The sequence below is a fragment of the Flavobacterium sp. GCM10023249 genome (assembly GCF_042653365.1).
In the GTDB taxonomy this organism is placed as follows: Bacteria; Bacteroidota; Bacteroidia; order Flavobacteriales; family Flavobacteriaceae; genus Flavobacterium.
Genome location: NZ_JBHSHZ010000011.1, coordinates 1 through 17,655, shown reverse-complemented (window position 1 = coordinate 17,655; position 17,655 = coordinate 1). Strand labels below are relative to the sequence as shown.

Annotated in this window: 17 protein-coding genes; 6 read left to right on the top strand and 11 right to left on the bottom strand. The window is 34.3% G+C overall.

Annotated features, from left to right (window positions below):
* Positions 1-14: 14 nt before the first annotated feature.
* The 5 genes from gldG to ACFO7M_RS10475 are packed head-to-tail and all read right to left on the bottom strand — an operon-like array spanning position 15 to position 4,375.
* The gene (gldG, locus tag ACFO7M_RS10495; RefSeq protein ID WP_379735543.1) at positions 15-1,679 is read right to left on the bottom strand and encodes a gliding motility-associated ABC transporter substrate-binding protein GldG; all 1,665 of its coding nucleotides are present in this window, start codon (positions 1,677-1,679) and stop codon (positions 15-17) included.
* The gene (gene gldF, locus ACFO7M_RS10490) at positions 1,679-2,410 is read right to left on the bottom strand and encodes a gliding motility-associated ABC transporter permease subunit GldF (protein WP_379735542.1); all 732 of its coding nucleotides are present in this window, start codon (positions 2,408-2,410) and stop codon (positions 1,679-1,681) included. The genes gldG and gldF overlap by 1 nt, the downstream gene beginning before the upstream one ends.
* Complete coding sequence (locus ACFO7M_RS10485; RefSeq protein ID WP_379735541.1) at positions 2,410-3,240, bottom strand: class I SAM-dependent methyltransferase; 831 nt, start codon at positions 3,238-3,240, stop codon at positions 2,410-2,412. Before ACFO7M_RS10485 ends, gldF begins: the two co-directional genes overlap by 1 nt.
* A complete protein-coding gene (locus ACFO7M_RS10480) occupies positions 3,240-3,536 on the bottom strand; it encodes a putative quinol monooxygenase (RefSeq protein ID WP_379719097.1) in 297 nt (98 codons plus the stop codon). The genes ACFO7M_RS10485 and ACFO7M_RS10480 overlap by 1 nt, the downstream gene beginning before the upstream one ends.
* Before the next feature lie 11 nt (positions 3,537-3,547).
* Complete coding sequence (locus ACFO7M_RS10475; RefSeq protein WP_379719094.1) at positions 3,548-4,375, bottom strand: SAM hydrolase/SAM-dependent halogenase family protein; 828 nt, start codon at positions 4,373-4,375, stop codon at positions 3,548-3,550.
* Positions 4,376-4,469: 94 nt separating this feature from the next.
* Between ACFO7M_RS10475 and ACFO7M_RS10470 the strand changes: the two genes are divergently transcribed.
* From ACFO7M_RS10470 to ACFO7M_RS10450, 5 genes are all read left to right on the top strand, one after another.
* Positions 4,470-5,420 carry a PhoH family protein gene (locus ACFO7M_RS10470; protein ID WP_250600970.1) on the top strand — a complete coding sequence of 317 codons (951 nt, stop codon included), beginning with the start codon at positions 4,470-4,472 and terminating at the stop codon, positions 5,418-5,420.
* Between the two features lie 3 nt (positions 5,421-5,423).
* Complete coding sequence (locus ACFO7M_RS10465) at positions 5,424-5,885, top strand: hypothetical protein (RefSeq protein ID WP_379735539.1); 462 nt, start codon at positions 5,424-5,426, stop codon at positions 5,883-5,885.
* A gap of 221 nt (positions 5,886-6,106) precedes the next feature.
* Complete coding sequence (locus tag ACFO7M_RS10460; protein WP_379719088.1) at positions 6,107-7,546, top strand: alpha-amylase; 1,440 nt, start codon at positions 6,107-6,109, stop codon at positions 7,544-7,546.
* Positions 7,547-7,660: 114 nt separating this feature from the next.
* On the top strand, positions 7,661-8,608 hold the full coding sequence (locus ACFO7M_RS10455; protein WP_379735537.1) for a phosphoribosylaminoimidazolesuccinocarboxamide synthase: 948 nt from the start codon (positions 7,661-7,663) through the stop codon (positions 8,606-8,608).
* A gap of 181 nt (positions 8,609-8,789) precedes the next feature.
* Positions 8,790-9,191: an ankyrin repeat domain-containing protein gene (locus tag ACFO7M_RS10450; protein ID WP_379719082.1), complete on the top strand. Its 402-nt coding sequence runs from the start codon at positions 8,790-8,792 to the stop codon at positions 9,189-9,191.
* A 50-nt stretch (positions 9,192-9,241) separates the two neighbouring features.
* Here ACFO7M_RS10450 and ACFO7M_RS10445 read toward each other — a convergent pair whose 3' ends face one another.
* The 6 genes from ACFO7M_RS10445 to ACFO7M_RS10420 form a co-directional block, all read right to left on the bottom strand.
* The gene (locus ACFO7M_RS10445) at positions 9,242-9,787 is read right to left on the bottom strand and encodes an SRPBCC family protein (RefSeq protein WP_379735536.1); all 546 of its coding nucleotides are present in this window, start codon (positions 9,785-9,787) and stop codon (positions 9,242-9,244) included.
* Between the two features lie 27 nt (positions 9,788-9,814).
* The gene (locus tag ACFO7M_RS10440; RefSeq protein ID WP_379735534.1) at positions 9,815-10,276 is read right to left on the bottom strand and encodes a DUF1801 domain-containing protein; all 462 of its coding nucleotides are present in this window, start codon (positions 10,274-10,276) and stop codon (positions 9,815-9,817) included.
* Between the two features lie 97 nt (positions 10,277-10,373).
* Positions 10,374-11,726 (bottom strand): hypothetical protein, encoded by a 1,353-nt coding sequence (locus tag ACFO7M_RS10435; RefSeq protein ID WP_379735533.1) that lies wholly within the window; start codon positions 11,724-11,726, stop codon positions 10,374-10,376.
* A gap of 102 nt (positions 11,727-11,828) precedes the next feature.
* Complete coding sequence (locus ACFO7M_RS10430; RefSeq protein WP_379735531.1) at positions 11,829-12,530, bottom strand: LytR/AlgR family response regulator transcription factor; 702 nt, start codon at positions 12,528-12,530, stop codon at positions 11,829-11,831.
* Between the two features lie 14 nt (positions 12,531-12,544).
* Entirely contained in the window at positions 12,545-14,452 is a 1,908-nt protein-coding gene (locus tag ACFO7M_RS10425) for a tetratricopeptide repeat-containing sensor histidine kinase (protein WP_379735530.1), read from the bottom strand.
* Complete coding sequence (locus ACFO7M_RS10420; RefSeq protein ID WP_379719067.1) at positions 14,452-15,540, bottom strand: M42 family metallopeptidase; 1,089 nt, start codon at positions 15,538-15,540, stop codon at positions 14,452-14,454. Before ACFO7M_RS10420 ends, ACFO7M_RS10425 begins: the two co-directional genes overlap by 1 nt.
* 81 nt (positions 15,541-15,621) lie before the next feature.
* On the opposite strand from ACFO7M_RS10420, the gene ACFO7M_RS10415 reads away from it, so the two are divergent.
* Positions 15,622-16,305 (top strand): DUF4294 domain-containing protein, encoded by a 684-nt coding sequence (locus tag ACFO7M_RS10415; RefSeq protein ID WP_379719064.1) that lies wholly within the window; start codon positions 15,622-15,624, stop codon positions 16,303-16,305.
* Positions 16,306-17,655 lie beyond the last annotated feature (1,350 nt).

The following is a 17,655-nucleotide window of genomic DNA, read 5'->3' as shown; positions in this document are numbered from 1 at the left end:
GAGGTTTTCAACAATTATCGTGCGAATTTTCTTTTTCTTAAATAGGTTAGTACTAAACCGAAAAGGAATAGGATTACCAAAGGTAGCCCAACTGTCAGTATTTGAGTGTAAGTGTAATTTTCATATACTTTTTCTTTATCCAATAAAGGTAAATCCACTTCTTTGCTTCTAATGTTGATAAGTCCGTTATCATCCAATAGATAATTCACACAATTCATTAAAAATTCCTTATTGGAATACACTTGATTGGTCCATTTATCGAAACCTAATTCCAATGGTTGTCCTTTCTCGTCCAATTGATTTTTAATGATATCTCCATCGGAAACCACAATCATTTTAGATGTAGCTCCTGTGGCTTTGAAAGCCGGATCTTTGAATGCCAAAACTCGGTTTTCAAATACCGAATGGAATTTTCCTTCCAACAGAACACCCACAGGGATATGCCCGGCCATATAGTCGGCTGGATTAGGTTTCTCGTTTACCATTTTTAATGCAACTTCTACAGGTGTACCCACTTTTTTGGAGTAGGCGGAAGTTTGAAGTAAAACCGTTTTTGTAATTCCGTTTTTTAAGGTGTCAATGCTGTTGGCGAACTCTAATTTTAATCCGTCAATATTATTCACTACAGGATGTTTGCTTTCCGGGAAAATGTAGGGCGAATACAACCAAGGGTATTTTTGGTATTGTGTTTCGTTTCCTTGTTTTCCTGTAGCTAAAGCAATTGGCGCACTTTGTAAGTCTTTTATTAGGATAGGGTTGATACGAAAGCCATATTTGAAGAACATATCATTCAATCCTAAATCGGTAGGGAATGCAAAACCGACACCTGATTTATTCAATCCTTCGGTGTCAACGTTTACTGCATCAATCAACCAGATGGCTTTCCCTCCATTGATGATAAACTGATCTAGAACTTGTTTTTCCGCATCGGTGAAAGCGGATTTAGGCTTGGCAATAATAGCCAAATCAAACGTTTTTAAAGCTTTTGTAAATAAAACTGGATCTTTGCTTACCGAATCCAAAGGAAATGGTGCGATGAAATAATTATCACGTACTGTTTGAAGGAAATCAGCTTTGAAAGCATCCGGTAATTCATTTTTTCCTTTAATAACGGCTATTTTCTTCTGCTTTTCGGTGGTCACTTTATTGAAACCATCGGCAAAAGCATACTCTAGATGTTGTACAGAACTGACTACCTTTTGCTCGGTCGTGGCGCCCAATCGGTTTTTTAATAAGGCAACTTTCGTGCTTTTGTTTTTATAAGTGATAATAGCCCAAGGAAATACCACTTCTTCCGATTGTTTTCCTTTTTCATCAACAGTGATTTTTATGGGAGTTAATCCTCTTTCCAGAAACGAATTCATTATAGCATCCGCTTCGTCAGGATTTTCCAACGGATTCACAAACTGATAAACGATATTCGAATTGTATGCTTTGAATTCGTCTAGTATTTGTTTGGTTTCCGATTGTAAACGCTTGAATTCGGCAGGGAAATTACCTTCCAAAAACACATCGATATAAACAGGTTCTTTTGCATTTTTCAGAATTTCCAAAGAGGTATCTGAAAGGGTATAACGTTTGTCTGCAGTTAAATCAAAACGATGAAAAAAGAAATGGCCAACGATGTTGATTAAAAGTAATACGATTACGGTACCAACTAAAGTCTTTAACTTATTCATTATAATTTATAGGATTTTAGTTTGTTAACAGTCAGTAAAATAAAGAAAACAGTGATACTTAGGAAGTAAATCACATCTCGGGTGTCAATCACACCACGGCTCATGCTTTTGTAGTGATTGTCCATCCCAAAAGAGGCAACCAGACTACCAAAGCTTCCGAATGCTTCATAATTCGAAATACCCTGAAAACCGAAATACAAAATAAAACTCAATAATACAGCCAAAAGAAAGGCAACAATTTGATTGTCGGAAAGCGACGAAGTATATATACCTATAGATGTATAGGCGCCCATTAAAAACAATAATCCGAAATAAGAACCTAGTGTACTCCCAAAATCTAAATTGCCTTCAGGCAAGCCCAAATCATAAATTACTTTTACGTATACTAATGTTGGGATTATAGCAATCAATAACAAAACAAAGGCACCTAAGAATTTTCCATTGACAATTTCCAATAAACTCATTGGTTTTGTTAATAATAGTTCCATGGTTCCTTGTTTTTTCTCGTCTGAAAAACTTCGCATGGTAACAGCCGGAATGAGGAATAACAAAATCCATGGTGCAATGGTGAAAAACGGTGTCATGTCGGCAAATCCCGAGTTGAGTATGTTGTATTCGTTTTCAAAAACCCAAAGAAATAAACCGTTGAGTATAAGGAAAATAGCTATAACCAGATAGCCTATGGGTGATCCGAAAAAGGAACGGAATTCTTTAAATAATATGGCTCTCATTAGATCGCTTTAAATATGATAATATCCTGATGTTCGTTTAATTCTGTGTTTTCAATACCGGACCAGTTTCCCTGTATGAAATTTAAGACTTCAAAATTATGCTTTTTTATGATATCGGAAATGTATTTTTTTTCATAGGCAACATTCGCTTCTTTGACATTCTTATCCATAAGGCGGTAATAACCCATGTCGTATGGGAAATTCTTCAATCCTTTTTTAGACATACTGTTTTTGCTTTCATCGTCCAGAATAAAAAATGTTGCAAAACAGATTTTGTCTTTTTTGATAACGCGTCTCATTTCCTGTATGTAGTTTTCCACATCTGAAGGCAGCATGTGTGTAAAAACAGAAGTCAGAAAAATAAAATCAAACTGACTGTCTGCATAAGGAAATCGAAGTTCTTCCGCTTTGACAGAAGTGTTCAAATAGTAGAGGTCATTCTGTAGCGGGATTAACCTGAAATGGAAATTGGGATGTTTTTTGGTAATATTTTCGGTGCACCAATCAACTCCCATTTTTACAATGTCAAATCCTTCGTAAGTTCCCTTTTCGGATAAAAATTGTGTAAAAGGAACAGCCATCCTTCCAATACCCGATCCAATATCAAGTATGGAATCATCCGGACTTATTTTTCCATATTTCAGAAAATAGTCAAAGTATTGTTTGCCTACTTTCAGATAGTCACCGCTTCCGGTAAAAATAATTCCTTTGGGAGGTACCATAGCCTCCTTTCTTCTGAAAAGATCCGAAGGAAAATAAATGATTTTCCTTAATGTATATCTTGATGAAACAGGTAGCTTGTAATAAAGTTTCCTTAAAAAATTATTCATTATTCCAGCGTTACTAATTTATTGACACTCCAAGCTTCGGGTTTGTCGTTAAAGAGTTTTTTGGTGAATGTCCACACATCATAAAACAATTCCGAATTTCTGTAATTCTCCAAATCCTCTTCTGTTTCCCAATAACTATAGGTAAAGAAAATACATGGATTGTTTTTGTCTTGGTACAATTCCAAAAAACGATTGCCAGGAGCATTACGAATTTTGTCTTTCATGACTTCAAAATTCTCCAGAAATGCTGGAATATGCTCTTCGTGAAAACTTAATTTTACTATACGTACAAACATTGTGTCTGATTTTATTTGAAAACAATATTGACTACATCTCTGTATTTTAATCCTAATAGAGAATGTGCAGTGCCCGTTGTTTTAGGGTTACTTTTATAGATAGCGATTTCCAAAAATCCAGCTTCATTGAATAATGCCAGTTTCTCACCTTCATAATCTTTTAATGTGTAATTCTCACGAATGTTAAAATCGGAATACGACTGGTGTATTTTTTTAATGGATTTGGTACCGAATTTAATTTCAAAGGGTCGGCTTTTTCCAATATCACTAAAAAGCTTCTGAGTGATATTGGTAACACAATTGCCAAAATGATCAATGTAAACTACATAGCCTTTTATCTGTCCGAAGTCATTGGCTACGGTAGGTTGTAATTCGTTCAATGCTTTAATTGCGGTGATTTCTTTACCTACAACACTTAAAGCACCGCCTTTCGATAAATGATTCGCAACTGTTATAAATACATCCATATGGGTCGAATGGCTCGGTAAGCGATCGTGAATGTTGATTTCAACTATTTTTTGGGGTTTTATTTTTTGAGTTAAAATGCTCAAAATACCATTATCGGCACATATAAAGTAATGATCATTCCATTGCATGGCAATGTGCTGTGTTTCTCTGTTACGTTCGTTATCTACTCCAATTAGGTGTACAGTTCCTTTCGGAAAGCTACTGTAGGAAGCATTAACAACATAACTCGCCTCCGAAATATTAAATAGATCGATATCATGGGAAATGTCAACAATCTGAACTCCAGAGTTTTCAGAGAGAATTTTTCCTTTAAGCGCACCTACAAAGTGATCTTTCCAGCCAAAATCGGTAGTAAGTGTAATTATTGACATTATTTTGTTTATAACTATTCCTGAAATGTTTCGGTAAATTTAGTAGATTTGAGAGAAACATAACGAATTTATTGTTAACTAAATTTTTCAGCCTTTGAACGAAAGAATAATCGAATTAGAGAACATTGCACCAAAAGAATTTTGGGGCGCACACGATAGCCATTTGGAAACCATTAAGAAATACTATCCGAAGCTGAAAATCGTGGCACGAGGAACTACTTTAAAAGCTTTTGGCGAAGAAGAAGTACTGGATGAGTTTGAAATTCGATTTAGGCGTTTAATGACACATTTCTCCCGTTTTAATAATATCGATGATAATGTGATCATGCGCGTAATTGAAGGTGATGCTCAGCAAACCGGTGTGATGGATGCAAGTGATCAGATTTTAGTACATGGTATCGGTGGAAAGCTAATCAAAGCAATGACTCCGAATCAACAAAAATTGGTTGATTATGTTCGTAAAAATGATATGGTGTTTGCTGTTGGACCTGCAGGTACAGGAAAAACATATACTGGTGTTGCACTAGCTGTAAAGGCATTGAAGGAAAAACAAGTTAAAAGGATCATCCTAACGCGACCTGCAGTAGAAGCAGGTGAAAATCTTGGCTTCCTTCCAGGTGATATGAAGGAAAAACTAGATCCATATATGCAACCTTTATATGATGCACTTCGGGATATGATTCCACCACAAACTTTGGAAGATTATTTGCTAAAAGGAATTATCCAAATTGCTCCTTTGGCATTCATGAGAGGTAGAACTCTGGATAATGCTTTCGTGATATTGGATGAGGCTCAGAATACAACGCATTCCCAAATGAAAATGTTTCTGACCCGTATGGGTAAAAACGCAAAATTCATTATTACCGGAGATCCCGGCCAGGTGGATTTGCCAAGAAGAACTATTTCTGGGTTGAAAGAGGCGTTATTGGTGCTGAAAGATGTGGATGGCATTGGAATTATTTATTTGGATGATAAAGACATAGTACGTCACCGTCTAGTGAAGAAAATCATTGATGCTTATAAAAGTATCGAAAATCAGGATTAAGAAATGAAAGAATTTTTCAAGTACAGTAACGGATACATTAATTGCAATGACGAAAATCTCTACTTGACAAATTCAGGAAATTGGTCGGAAACAAAGGAGTTACTTGAGAAATCTACTAAATCGGTAAGAAAGAATGCATTTAAAAAGGGAAAGTATTATGTTTTCTTTATCGTTATTGGTGCTATTTTCCTGTTTTCTATCACGGTGGATAATGGTGTCAAAAGAATTGTTCCTATCGGGCTCATTGTAGTACTCATTCTAGCGTACCGATATTTTAGTAATGAAATGGGAAATACCTATAAAATTCCACTGGAGAAAATAAAAAATATTGAAATTAATAAAAAGGACGTCAGATTGGTTTTTCTGAATCTAAATGGAGTAGAAGATTTTGAAATTGTTCCAGGAGTTGAAAAAAAGGGATTGGTTTTTTTTTCAGAACTTCAAAAAAGAATAATTTCATCTTAATTGTTGAAAGTCAATATTTTAAAAAAGCACTGTGAAAAACAGTGCTTTTTTTATTTTTATGTGATTTTCTACAACGTAGTTTATCGATTAAATTGAAAACTTTTCAACACGAAAACGTTTTCGTTTATGGTCTAACTAATTCTAAATGTTTATCTTATATAAAAATGCATAATTTTAGTTTCAAACAAAAAACAAAAAACAAAAAACAAAAAACTGAAATTATGAAACAAACAACCACAAAATTGTTGTGTTTGTCTTTGTTGTTAACAGCCTTTGGATGTGATAAAGACGATACTACAGATGGCAATTCTTTAGAAGCTGCCCAAAAAATTAAAATTATCAACGTTACCAATCATGACGGTAAACCTTTCAGTACAGGAAATACCTATAATTCTACTACAGGAAAATATGTAGCAAATCCGGGTGGAGGAGTTATGATGCAAGCCTTTTACTGGGATGTACCTGCTGGCGGAACTTGGTGGAATACTGTGAAATCTAAAGTGACTGCTTGGGGTAATGCCGGAATCGGATCTATTTGGTTGCCACCTGCATCCAAAGCGCAAAACGGACCGTTTTCTATGGGATATGATCCAACCGATTATTATGATTTCGGAGACTTCAATCAAAACGGCACCATTGAAACGCGTTTTGGTTCTAAAACCGAATTGGTGAGCTTAATCACGCAAGCTCATACCGAAAATATGCAGGTTTATGCCGATATCGTTATCAATCATAATAGTGGTGGCCAATTGGAAAACAATCCATATACAGGTACGCAAACTTGGACAAACTTTTCTGGGGTGGCTTCGGGAAAATTCCAAAGAAGTTACCATGATTTCTATAAAAATGCCTATGGGAATAATGACGAAGGGTCATTTGGTGGTTATCCTGATTTATGTCATGCGAATCCGTATGTACAGGATTGGCTTTGGGGTAGAACAGATGCTGTAGGGAAATATTACAAGAACACGATGAAATTCGATGGATGGCGCTTTGATTATGTAAAAGGTTTTGGTCCGTGGGTGGTCAACAATTGGAATGCCAATGTCGGAGGATTTTCTGTGGGTGAATATTGGGATGCTAATGTCAATACATTAGAATGGTGGGCAAATAATGCCAATTCTTCGGTGTTTGATTTTGCCTGTTACTATAAAATGAACGATGCGTTCGATGGTAATAATCTGGCATTGCTTAACGATGATATGATGTGGAAAAGAAATCCATACAAAGCAGTGACTTTTGTATCAAATCATGATACCGATGAAATATGGAAAAAAAACCTTGCGTATGCTTACATTTTAACACACGAAGGATATCCTACCCTCTTTTATCGTGATTACGAAGAGTGGTTGGATAAAAACAAATTGAACAACTTGATTTGGATTCACAACAATAAAGCAACCGGGACGACTTCGATACTTTATGCCGATAATGATGAATACATCGCTAGAAGAAACGGCTATAACGGAAATGTTGGATTGGTGGTTTATCTGAACAATTCTTCATCTTGGCAGGAACGATGGATTCAAACCAATTGGTCGAATGCTCAAATTAAAGATTTTACGGGCCATTCTTCTTGGTATCCAACAACTCAGGGTGATAAATGGGTTAAAATTCAATGTCCTCCGAATAGCTATTCGGTTTGGTCTATTAATATGTAATTGGGTTTATTTTAGTAGTTATAAAGTCGTTTCTTTTGAGACGACTTTTTTATTTTATATTCCTTTGAAATAAATTACTTTTGCGAAACAAAAACATACAACAACACAACTCTAATGAATACAATCACTTCAACCCAATTTAATTTTCCGGGTCAAAAATCAATTTACAAAGGCAAAGTAAGAGAAGTTTACAATATTAATGACGAACTATTGGTCATGATTGCCACTGATAGATTATCTGCTTTTGACGTTGTAATGCCTAAAGGGATTCCTTTTAAAGGACAAATCTTAAATCAGATAGCTACTAAATTCATGCAACTAACCGAGGATATTGTTCCCAATTGGTTAATTGCGACTCCAGATCCTAACGTGGCAGTTGGTCATTTGTGCGAACCTTTTAAAGTGGAAATGGTAATCAGAGGCTATCTTTCCGGTCATGCTGCTCGTGAATATGCTGCCGGTAAAAGAATGCTTTGTGGCGTTTCTTTGCCAGAAGGATTGAAAGAAAATGACAAATTTCCAACACCAATTATTACGCCAACGACAAAAGCAGATTTAGGGGTTCACGACGAAGATATCTCCCGTGAAGACATTTTGGCAAACGGTATTGTCTCTGAAGAAGACTATTTAGTTTTGGAAAAATATACTAGAGCTTTATTTCAAAGAGGTACTGAAATTGCAGCCTCTCGTGGATTGATTTTAGTGGATACAAAGTACGAATTCGGTAAAACCAAAGACGGAAAAATCGTTTTGATTGATGAAATTCATACCCCAGACTCTTCTCGTTATTTTTATGCCGAAGGCTATCAGGAAAGACAAGACAAAGGTGAGGCACAAAAGCAATTGTCCAAAGAATTTGTACGCCAATGGCTTATTGCTAATGGTTTTCAAGGTAAAGAAGGACAACAAATTCCTGAAATGACTGACGAATATATTGGCACTGTTTCTGAAAGATATATTGAATTGTACGAGAATATCATAGGAGAAAAATTCGAAAAGGCAGATGTAACTTCAATTCAACAGCGTATAGAAAAGAATGTTACCGAGTATTTGAATCGGTAATAAAATTTCAATAACGATCATAAACCACGCTTGCGTGGTTTTTTTTATGCAATACTGTAAGAAAATAAATATAGTTCAATGGGTAAGTGTTAAAATTTTGTTATAGTAAGGTCAGTCTTGTAACGGATGGCAACATTTGTTCGTCTACTACATAAATCATTAATCAAAAAAATCAATCATCATGAAATCAAAAATTCAAGAAAATTCAAAAAGTAATTTTAAAAAATCAATCGTTATTTTAGGTGTAGCACTTGGTGCCCTTGGAACGCAATCTTTTGCAGCAACTGTTTCAACTCCAGTAAAAAGTGTAGTTCTTGCTACAAATTCACCGCTATGTGCAGCCATTGCTAAAGGTGATTTAGAAGCCGTTAAAACCTTTTTAGAGTATGGTGCAGATGCGAATGAAGCTTCAAATGGTATTACTCCTTTGATGTATGCAGTTCGTTACAATAGAGTAGAAATTATTAAATTGTTGCTTGCAAAAGGCGCTAAAAAAGAAGTTAAAGATGAAAAAGGATTTACTGCTTATAAATATGCGGAATCTTCTAAATCAAAGGAAGCGATGGAGCTTTTAAAACCATAATCGATTCATGTCAAAGTAAAAAGCCCCAATTTACGGGGCTTTTTTTACAACTATTTTTTTTGCTCTAAAAGAACTTTTAATTGTTCTAATCCAGCCTGTAGATCTTTACCCATCATTTCGTCCAAATTCATGAAAGGTTTGATAACATTCATCGGATAAGGCATGGTTCCCGTAAATCCCCATTTTACTTTGGTTTGTGAAGGAGAGGAAGCTTCTGTAATGAAGTAGGCATAATCGGTCGATTCAAACGGACGCTTAAAACGCAATTCCATATCAATTCGTTCACCAATAGTTATTTTTTTAATTTCCTGATCCCCAGCACCTACATCATCCATTGTACTATCCCAAGTGTAAACAAAGCCTACTTCACCATCTGTACCCTTGAAAGTCCTTTTGGAATTAGGGTCTTTTTGATTCCAGACGCTAAAATGATCTTGATTTTTTAAATATTTGATATAATTGAATACACTGTCTTTAGGAACATCGATGGTAATTTCCCGTTCCATAGCGTAATTTTTATTCATAAATAATCCAGCAATTAAAAAAATACCAATTAATGCAAGAAGTGCGAATACAATTTTTTTTAAGATTTTCATAGTTGTATAGTTTTTAGTTAGTACTACTTATTTGGATTTTTTAAAAACTGTTTCGTACGTATTGATCCATTCTTCAACGGTTATCTTTTGCATCAGTTCACCAATCAATTCAAACGGAATGTCTTCTGGTTTTTTGAAACGAATACAACTTTTTCCCATATCCAATTTTTTCTTAGAATACTTTGGAAATTCGGAAGTGAACCAACTTAGTAATTCGGCATCGGCATAAATCCCCATGTGATAAAAAGCGATGAAGTTTTTTTGTGATGCTAAACCCACAAAAGGTAGTGGAACTTTCGGATCGCAGTGATAGCCATTTGGATAAATACTATGTGGCACAGAATAACCCATCATACCATAACTCATACATTCTTCAAATCCTTTTGGTAGATTTTGTAGTATTATATCTCGTAACCGGTTAAACCCAATCTTTCTTTCTTCTGGAATTTCGTCTAAATAGTCGCTAACTGTAGTGGCTTTCGATTGCATATTGTATTTGCTTGAATCGTAAATTTAATAAAAAACCACTTATGATTAAATCTAAGTGGTTAGTTTTAGTAGGAAAAAGATAAGGGAAAACAAAAAATTAATTTGTTATGAAAAGATCAAAGTAAAATTGCCCTTGCCAACAGTTGCTTGTCGAACTGGCAAATAAATCAGCTCTGGCAATATTAACGGTTATTGAATTCTGTGCACTTGCAGCATAATTTAAAACAAATGTATCAGGATAACCACTATCGTTATAAGCATTAAAAATGATTCCTAATGGATTAAATGGGAGTTGGGGAGTGAAGGTATAACTTACTTGTATTCGCTCTGCCGTTATTGGCGCTAAAGCAACCGTTCTTGTGGTTCCTCCATTATCAGTCACTGTTGCTGAACCACTTTTAGTTTGTTTGTTCAATACCTCCCAAGCAACATTAGTGGAAACCCCTTTTACATTTACAGTGAATGATCCAGTGCTTCCTACTGATATTGAATTACAAATTGGAATCGTCATACCTTGAATTGAGGCAATATTAGGAATATCTCCGATATTACTATTGGTGAGTTGTTGCCAAGTAGCGTTACCATTGGTGTCTGACATTAAAACTTTACCTGTTCCTTGGTTTCCATCAACAATTCTCATAGCAGCCGGAGCAGCAGCGCTTATTGAAATAGCATCGATATAAGCAGCATCTTCTCCTGAAGCAGTGCCACTATCTTTGCTATATTCCCAAGTTAAAGTTCGAGTCCCGGCTGTTAAAACATAAGTTTGTTGTGTCCAATTCACTGTTCCGGACCACTGTGTTTGTTGTACACCGTCAATATAGAATTTCAGATAATCATAGCCAGATTCACTACTTACACGGAGATAAAAACTTAAAGTTGCTCCTCCGGTAGGAACTGTAACTGTAGTAGACATATTAGTATTTTGATTATTTCCTATGGCGCCTGATTTAGCAGCATATGTACCAGCGTATTTTTGGGTTGTTTGAGTTGTCCAATTGGCATTTCCGCTTGTTGTTAAAGGGACAATAGTGTTGGTTTCAAAACCTTGATTCAATAAAGAAATTGGGGTGCCGATGTTTTCAATATGAAACTTGTTCGTTGGATTCGTTGTTCCTACACCGACATTTCCTGAATTATTGTTGTAAATGTCATTGCCTACTTTGGTCCAATAATTAGGAGTTCCAGCTAATGACATCCATTTTAGACCATCCCAATAATAGTAACCAACACCAGTTGTTGAATTTGTGTTGTATACTAATAAGCTTACTGCAGGAGTTGTTACAGGCGCTGAAGCATTTAGATTTGGTATTGAAATTCGTGGTATAAGTAATCCTTTGTCATTGGAAGTAATATCTAACATCGAACTTGCGTCTGGTGTAGTGGTATTAATTCCAACCTGTGAATAGGAAACTAAAGGGAATAGAATAATAAATAAAATCTTTTTCATAATATGCTTAAGTCGTTTGTCGGAGCAAATATGAATAAGTGGATTTTTAAATTAAAAAAAGTGGGATAAAATAAACGGATTTAGGGATAATTAACTTTTTATTTATAATAATCGATAAACCGAATCTTTAAATGTTCTAGAAATGGGTAATTGTTTATCGTTAACAAGTATAGAATTGGAATTATATCCATTTATTTTGTGTTTGTTTACCATAAAACCCTTGTGAATCTGAATAAACTGCTTTGGTAATTTGGGCTTGAAATCTGTTAAGGTCGAACGGTATTTATATACTTCAGATTCAGTGTATAATAAAAGATAGTTCTTTTGTGATTCTATGTAACTGATTTCCTCCAGGTTTATTTTAACATGAAACTCTTTATGTTTTAAAAAAATAATATCCTGTTTTATAGGCAATTCTTTTTTCGAGTTGTAGTTTGCCATTGCAGTTTCTATTGCAACAAACAAATCTGTTTTTGTAAAAGGTTTTACCAAATAGGCAGAGGGCATTGTACTAATTGCATTTTTTACGGTACTTTCATCGGAGTAGGCCGTTAAGTAAATATGGGGAATAGGATAATGGTTATGAATTAAATTGCCAATTTCAATACCGCTTTTTTCTCCTTTAATAGTGATGTCTAACAAAACCAAATCAATTTCAGTTGTGTTTAGTAAATGCAAGGTTTCGTCATAATTCATCGTTGCACCAACCACGTTATATCCTGATTCTTCTAAATATAAAGTAATCGTTTTTTGAGTAATGTATTCATCTTCGACAATTAAAACTTTAACTGAATTGGTTTTCATGATAGTACTGTATCTTATTTTTGATGGTTGTTTTTCGTTTCTTGAAATGTAATTAACACCTGTGCGCCATTATTGTTGCTAAAACGTACCGATCCATCAATTTGTTTGGTTAATCCTTTGATTAAATCAATTCCAACAGAATTTGATTTGTTGTCTAAAACATTCGTTGAAAATCCGCTTCCGTTGTCTTTTATAAAGAGTTCAAAGACATTATCTTTTTTTAAGAAGCGAATAAAAATAACTTTTTTGGCTTTCTCAATAGTTGCATGTTTAATACTGTTGGTTATAATTTCATTGATTATAAGGCTTAATGATATTGAGGTGTTCAAGTTCAATTCAATATCGTCTATCTCCTTTTGAAATAATAAAGAGTCATGTTTTGATTGATAGGAAACCCGAATAGCTTCTAGTAATTCATTCAAAAATGTTTTAAAATTGATTTTGTCAAAATTATTGGATTGGTATAAAATCTGATGCACTAGAGCAATAGATTTTATTCTGGCTTGGCCGTCTTCAAGAATGACTTTTACAGAATCATCAGCTATGTTTAATTTTTGCAGTTCAATGATACCGGAAACTATTTGTAAATTATTCTTGACTCTATGATGAATCTCTTTCAGAAGGTATTCTTTTTCAAGTAATGACTCCTTAATAGACAAATTCATGGCTTGTATTTGTAATCGTTTCTTTCGGTTAATTAAAATCGAATAACTACCAATAGAAAGTATAATAAGTAGAGTTACAATAACGATTAAGAATATTTTTTTTTCAAACGCTCTTATTTTTCGGGTATTTTCAGTTTCGTCTTTTTCTTTTTCCGAATATAAATAATTCAATTCGCTACTTTCTCTAATTTTTTTATTTAGATTTTCTAAATATTCGTTATTAAGCGATATAATCGAATCCTGTACTCTTGATGCAATTGCATACTGGCCGGTTAGCTTATGGTAATTTAATTTTACATTCAAATAACCAAGCAGATACTTTGATGATTTGCTTTGAATTAAACGGTCCAATTCCTTTATTCTTTCGGAGGCTTCTTTCAGTTGTTTATTTCCTAATAACGCTCTTGTGTAGTTAAGTTTCGCTTCTAAAAGAGTTTCCTTGTCTATAGTCTCTTTTAAAGGGAATACTTTTTCTTCTATGATTGATTTTGCAGTTTTATATTTTTCTAATGAAATATAAAGTTTAGCAATGTTTATATGTACAACCGAAGAGAGTAGTGTTTGTGTTTTTGGGTTGTTTTTTAAACTAATGGATGCAATTTGAAGAGCTTTGTTGTAGTTGATTAACGCTTTACTATAGTTCTTGTCATAATAATAAAAAAGCCCCAAATCATTATATGCAGATGGAATGATTAATGAGTCTCTTTTTTTGGTGCTTTGCAAGAAATGAATCTCTTTTTCTAATTGTACAATTGCTTTTTTGTATTCTCGCAGTTGATAAAAAAGTCTACTTTTGATATTATAACTCCATAACGGAAAATCATAGCCTTTTTTAATTAAAGATTCGATAATATTATTGATCTCAAAAACTTTAGAATAAAGGTTGAGTTGTAAATAAGACTCTTGCAGACCAACGTAGATATCTGTTAAATCCCGTGGTTTTAATTCGGTCTTGTGGTGTTTAAGCAATAAATTAAAAGTCTCAATTGCTTTGATGTGTTTGTTTTGTATTTGATAAATCGACGCTAAACAAAAAGTAAAATCCTTATTGTGCTTAGTAACACTGTTTCGGTTGATTTCATTTGTGAAGTAACTTTCGAAGAACAAATTGTGTTGCAATTTATCTTCATTTCTTAAACTCCTATAAAAGAAAGCCTTTTTATTGTAATCTACTTTTTTAAATTGGTCAACTACTGTAATACTATAGGAATTGAAATAAATAAAAAGTGATACCAATAAAAAGGCTATATGTTTCATTATTTAAAATACGAAAACGATTCGTTCTTTTCGATTTTTAATAAGGTTTCATAAATCAATTTAATCACGTTTTCTACATCTTCTTTGTGTACCATTTCTACAGTGGTATGCATATAACGTAGCGGTAAAGAGATTAAAGCTGAAGCAACACCACCATTGCTGTAAGCGAAAGCATCAGTATCGGTACCGGTTACTCTCGAAGTAGCATGACGTTGAAAAGGAATTTTCTTCTCATCAGCTGTATCGGTTATCAATTCACGAAGTTTATTTTGTACCGCAGGCGCATACGCAATTACTGGTCCACGTCCTATTTTAAGATCTCCTTCAATTTTCTTGTCAATCATAGGTGTTGTCGTATCATGACAAACATCCGTAACAATTGCAACATTAGGTTTGATGGTTTGTGTAATCATTTCAGCACCACGAAGTCCAATTTCTTCCTGAACAGCATTCACTACATACAAACCGAATGGTAATTGCTTTTTATTTTCTTTTAGTAAACGGGCAACTTCAGCAATCATGAATCCACCCATACGGTTATCGATAGCACGACAAACAAATTTATTTTCGTTTAAAATCATAAATTCATCCGGGTAAGTAATTACACAACCCACATGAATGCCTAATTTTTCAACTTCTTCTTTGGTAGTACATCCGCAATCAATGAAAATATTGTGCTGGGTAGCGGCTTCTTCTTTCCCACGACCACGGGTATGAATCGCAGGCCATCCGAAAACGCCTTTAACTATTCCATTCTTCGTATGAATGTTTACTCGTTTTGATGGTGCAATCTGATGGTCTGAACCACCATTTCGAATAACATAGATCAATCCATCATCGGTAATGTAGTTTACATACCACGAAATTTCATCACTGTGTCCTTCAATTACCACTTTGTAAGGTGCATCCGGATTAATGATTCCTACTGCAGTACCATACGTGTCAGTAATAAAAGTATCTACATAAGGTTTCAAATAGTCCATCCAGATTTTCTGACCTTCACTCTCGTAACCCGTCGGGGATGCGTTATTTAAATATCTTTCCAAAAAAGCCATAGAGGCTTTGTTTAATATAGATTTTGATGCCATAAAAATATTTTTCGGCTAATTTAAGCATTTGGCATTAGACTTGCTGATTAATTTATATTTTTGAACAAACAAATTTTACGAATGAAACCAATCAAATTCTTACTTCTTTTTTTATTATTTGCAACCTATGGGAATGCGCAAGTAATCAAAGATTCTACAGAAGTTGAAGAAATCGAAAATGATACCTTAGCCGAATTGAATATTCAGTTGGAAGAAATCTATGTATCGAATAAACCTATTTTAAAAACGGAAGAAGAACGCAAACGCTATTTGATCTTACAACGCCGTGTTCTTAAAACCTATCCCTATGCAAAAACAGCAGCGGATAAGTTGGAAATGTTGAATGAAGGTATGCGAGGTTTAAAATCTGAACGTGATAAAAAGAAGTATTTCAAATTAGTGGAAAATTATCTCACCAATGAATTTGAAGATAAATTGAAAAAAATGAGTCGTAAAGACGGTCAAATATTGGTGAAATTAATTCACAGACAAACCGGAACTACTACTTTTGATTTGATTAAGGATTTAAAAAGTGGCTGGAAAGCCTTCTGGTCCAATAGCACCGCCCGAATGTTTGATATCAATCTGAAATCGAAATACGATCCAAGCAATGTATCCGAAGACTTTTTGATTGAAGGGATTTTGGAAAGGGCTTTTGCGGAAGGAAAGCTACCGAAACAACAATCTCGTGTCTCGGTGAATTATTCCGAATTGCGAAAATTGTGGAAAGAAAAACTAAAAGCGAATCAAACAACAAGTCAATAAATAAAAAGCACCTATATATAGGTGCTTTTTATTTTCTATTCCTCATCCTTTTCATCGCTGTTATTCATCAATTCAACTGTCTAACAATCTAAATATTCTAATAATCTAGTATTCCAATAATCCAACTCATGGCGTGCCCCTTCGTTCCTTCGGGTCGCGTGTTCCGTTGTATCTTTTATCTATTGCCATAGGTTGTATTTGGATAAGTTCAAACGCTACTCTGGGCAATAGATAAAAGGATGCCACTACACTCGCTCACGCAAGCATTGGGTTCATAGAAAGTACACCTATATATATAGGAGTAAATATATAGGTGTGTAGAATTCGAAACGACTAAGTAGCTAACCCTGTCAGCGGTTTCCAACCCTGACAGCGGTTGCTTCCAAAAGTAGAACTTAGTAAAGCCGTTGATTTCAATAGCCTGCCACAAGAATTACAATGATGATAATCCCTAAATAGGGTATAAGGTTTGTATCGAATTGTTCAAAGTAGTATTAAAGTAGTATCAAAGTAATATCAAAGTAGTATCAAAGTAGTATCAAAGTAGTATCAAAGTAGTATCAAAGTAGTATCAAAGTAGTATCAAAGTAGTATCAAAGTAGTATCAAAGTAGTATCAAAGTAGTATCAAAGTAGTATCAAAGTAGTATCAAAGTAATATAAAGGTAGTGTAAGGCTACTAGTAAAGGATATAAAATCATGCCATCGCTCCTGCTAAAAGCCTACTTTATGTATTGTATAGTGCAATGGTGATAGGGTAGTGTAGCGGATGTGCTACAAAGCTGTAAAAAACTTTAACGTCTAACTTACTGAGGTTCAGATGAAGTAAAAAAAAGATGTAAAAAAGGTTATGAAAAGGTTAGGAAATGTAAAAAGAAGTGGTACTTTTGCACCCGCATTGAACAACAAGTGACATGCGAAACAGCAAAGTTCTTTATAATAATGTTCTAAAAAAGTCTAAGTGATTGAGTTTGAATCGAGAGATAAAAACTTAAAAAAAATCGCAAAAAGATTTGGAAAGAAGAAAATAAAGATGTTATCTTTGCACCCCGCAACGGAGAGGTTCTTAAGTAATATTGACACTAAAAACGGAAAGAAAATTTTCTCAAAAAAAAGTTTCAAAAAGTTTTGGTAATGTAAAAAGAGTTTATACCTTTGCACCCGCAAACAACGAAAGATGTTTAGCGAAAAAATAAGAAGAAACGTTCATAGACATATTGAATTGACAGCCGCTTTAAACAGAGATGTTTGAAGCAAATAAAAAGAGAGTAAGAGGAATTGTAAGATTCGAATAACCTAGCACTTTGTCTACAAAATTAAGCGCAAGCTTTAAAAATTATACGATGAAGAG

What these genes read in the sequence shown, in the direction of transcription:
- gldG (WP_379735543.1), bottom strand. Translation starts at nt 1,679, where the DNA reads ATGAATAAGTTAAAGACTTTAGTTGGTACCGTAATCGTATTACTTTTA.
- gldF (WP_379735542.1), bottom strand. Translation starts at nt 2,410, where the DNA reads ATGAGAGCCATATTATTTAAAGAATTCCGTTCCTTTTTCGGATCACCC.
- ACFO7M_RS10485 (WP_379735541.1), bottom strand. Translation starts at nt 3,240, where the DNA reads ATGAATAATTTTTTAAGGAAACTTTATTACAAGCTACCTGTTTCATCA.
- ACFO7M_RS10480 (WP_379719097.1), bottom strand. Translation starts at nt 3,536, where the DNA reads ATGTTTGTACGTATAGTAAAATTAAGTTTTCACGAAGAGCATATTCCA.
- ACFO7M_RS10475 (WP_379719094.1), bottom strand. Translation starts at nt 4,375, where the DNA reads ATGTCAATAATTACACTTACTACCGATTTTGGCTGGAAAGATCACTTT.
- ACFO7M_RS10465 (WP_379735539.1), top strand. Translation starts at nt 5,424, where the DNA reads ATGAAAGAATTTTTCAAGTACAGTAACGGATACATTAATTGCAATGAC.
- ACFO7M_RS10460 (WP_379719088.1), top strand. Translation starts at nt 6,107, where the DNA reads ATGAAACAAACAACCACAAAATTGTTGTGTTTGTCTTTGTTGTTAACA.
- ACFO7M_RS10455 (WP_379735537.1), top strand. Translation starts at nt 7,661, where the DNA reads ATGAATACAATCACTTCAACCCAATTTAATTTTCCGGGTCAAAAATCA.
- ACFO7M_RS10450 (WP_379719082.1), top strand. Translation starts at nt 8,790, where the DNA reads ATGAAATCAAAAATTCAAGAAAATTCAAAAAGTAATTTTAAAAAATCA.
- ACFO7M_RS10445 (WP_379735536.1), bottom strand. Translation starts at nt 9,787, where the DNA reads ATGAAAATCTTAAAAAAAATTGTATTCGCACTTCTTGCATTAATTGGT.
- ACFO7M_RS10440 (WP_379735534.1), bottom strand. Translation starts at nt 10,276, where the DNA reads ATGCAATCGAAAGCCACTACAGTTAGCGACTATTTAGACGAAATTCCA.
- ACFO7M_RS10435 (WP_379735533.1), bottom strand. Translation starts at nt 11,726, where the DNA reads ATGAAAAAGATTTTATTTATTATTCTATTCCCTTTAGTTTCCTATTCA.
- ACFO7M_RS10430 (WP_379735531.1), bottom strand. Translation starts at nt 12,530, where the DNA reads ATGAAAACCAATTCAGTTAAAGTTTTAATTGTCGAAGATGAATACATT.
- ACFO7M_RS10425 (WP_379735530.1), bottom strand. Translation starts at nt 14,452, where the DNA reads ATGAAACATATAGCCTTTTTATTGGTATCACTTTTTATTTATTTCAAT.
- ACFO7M_RS10420 (WP_379719067.1), bottom strand. Translation starts at nt 15,540, where the DNA reads ATGGCATCAAAATCTATATTAAACAAAGCCTCTATGGCTTTTTTGGAA.
- ACFO7M_RS10415 (WP_379719064.1), top strand. Translation starts at nt 15,622, where the DNA reads ATGAAACCAATCAAATTCTTACTTCTTTTTTTATTATTTGCAACCTAT.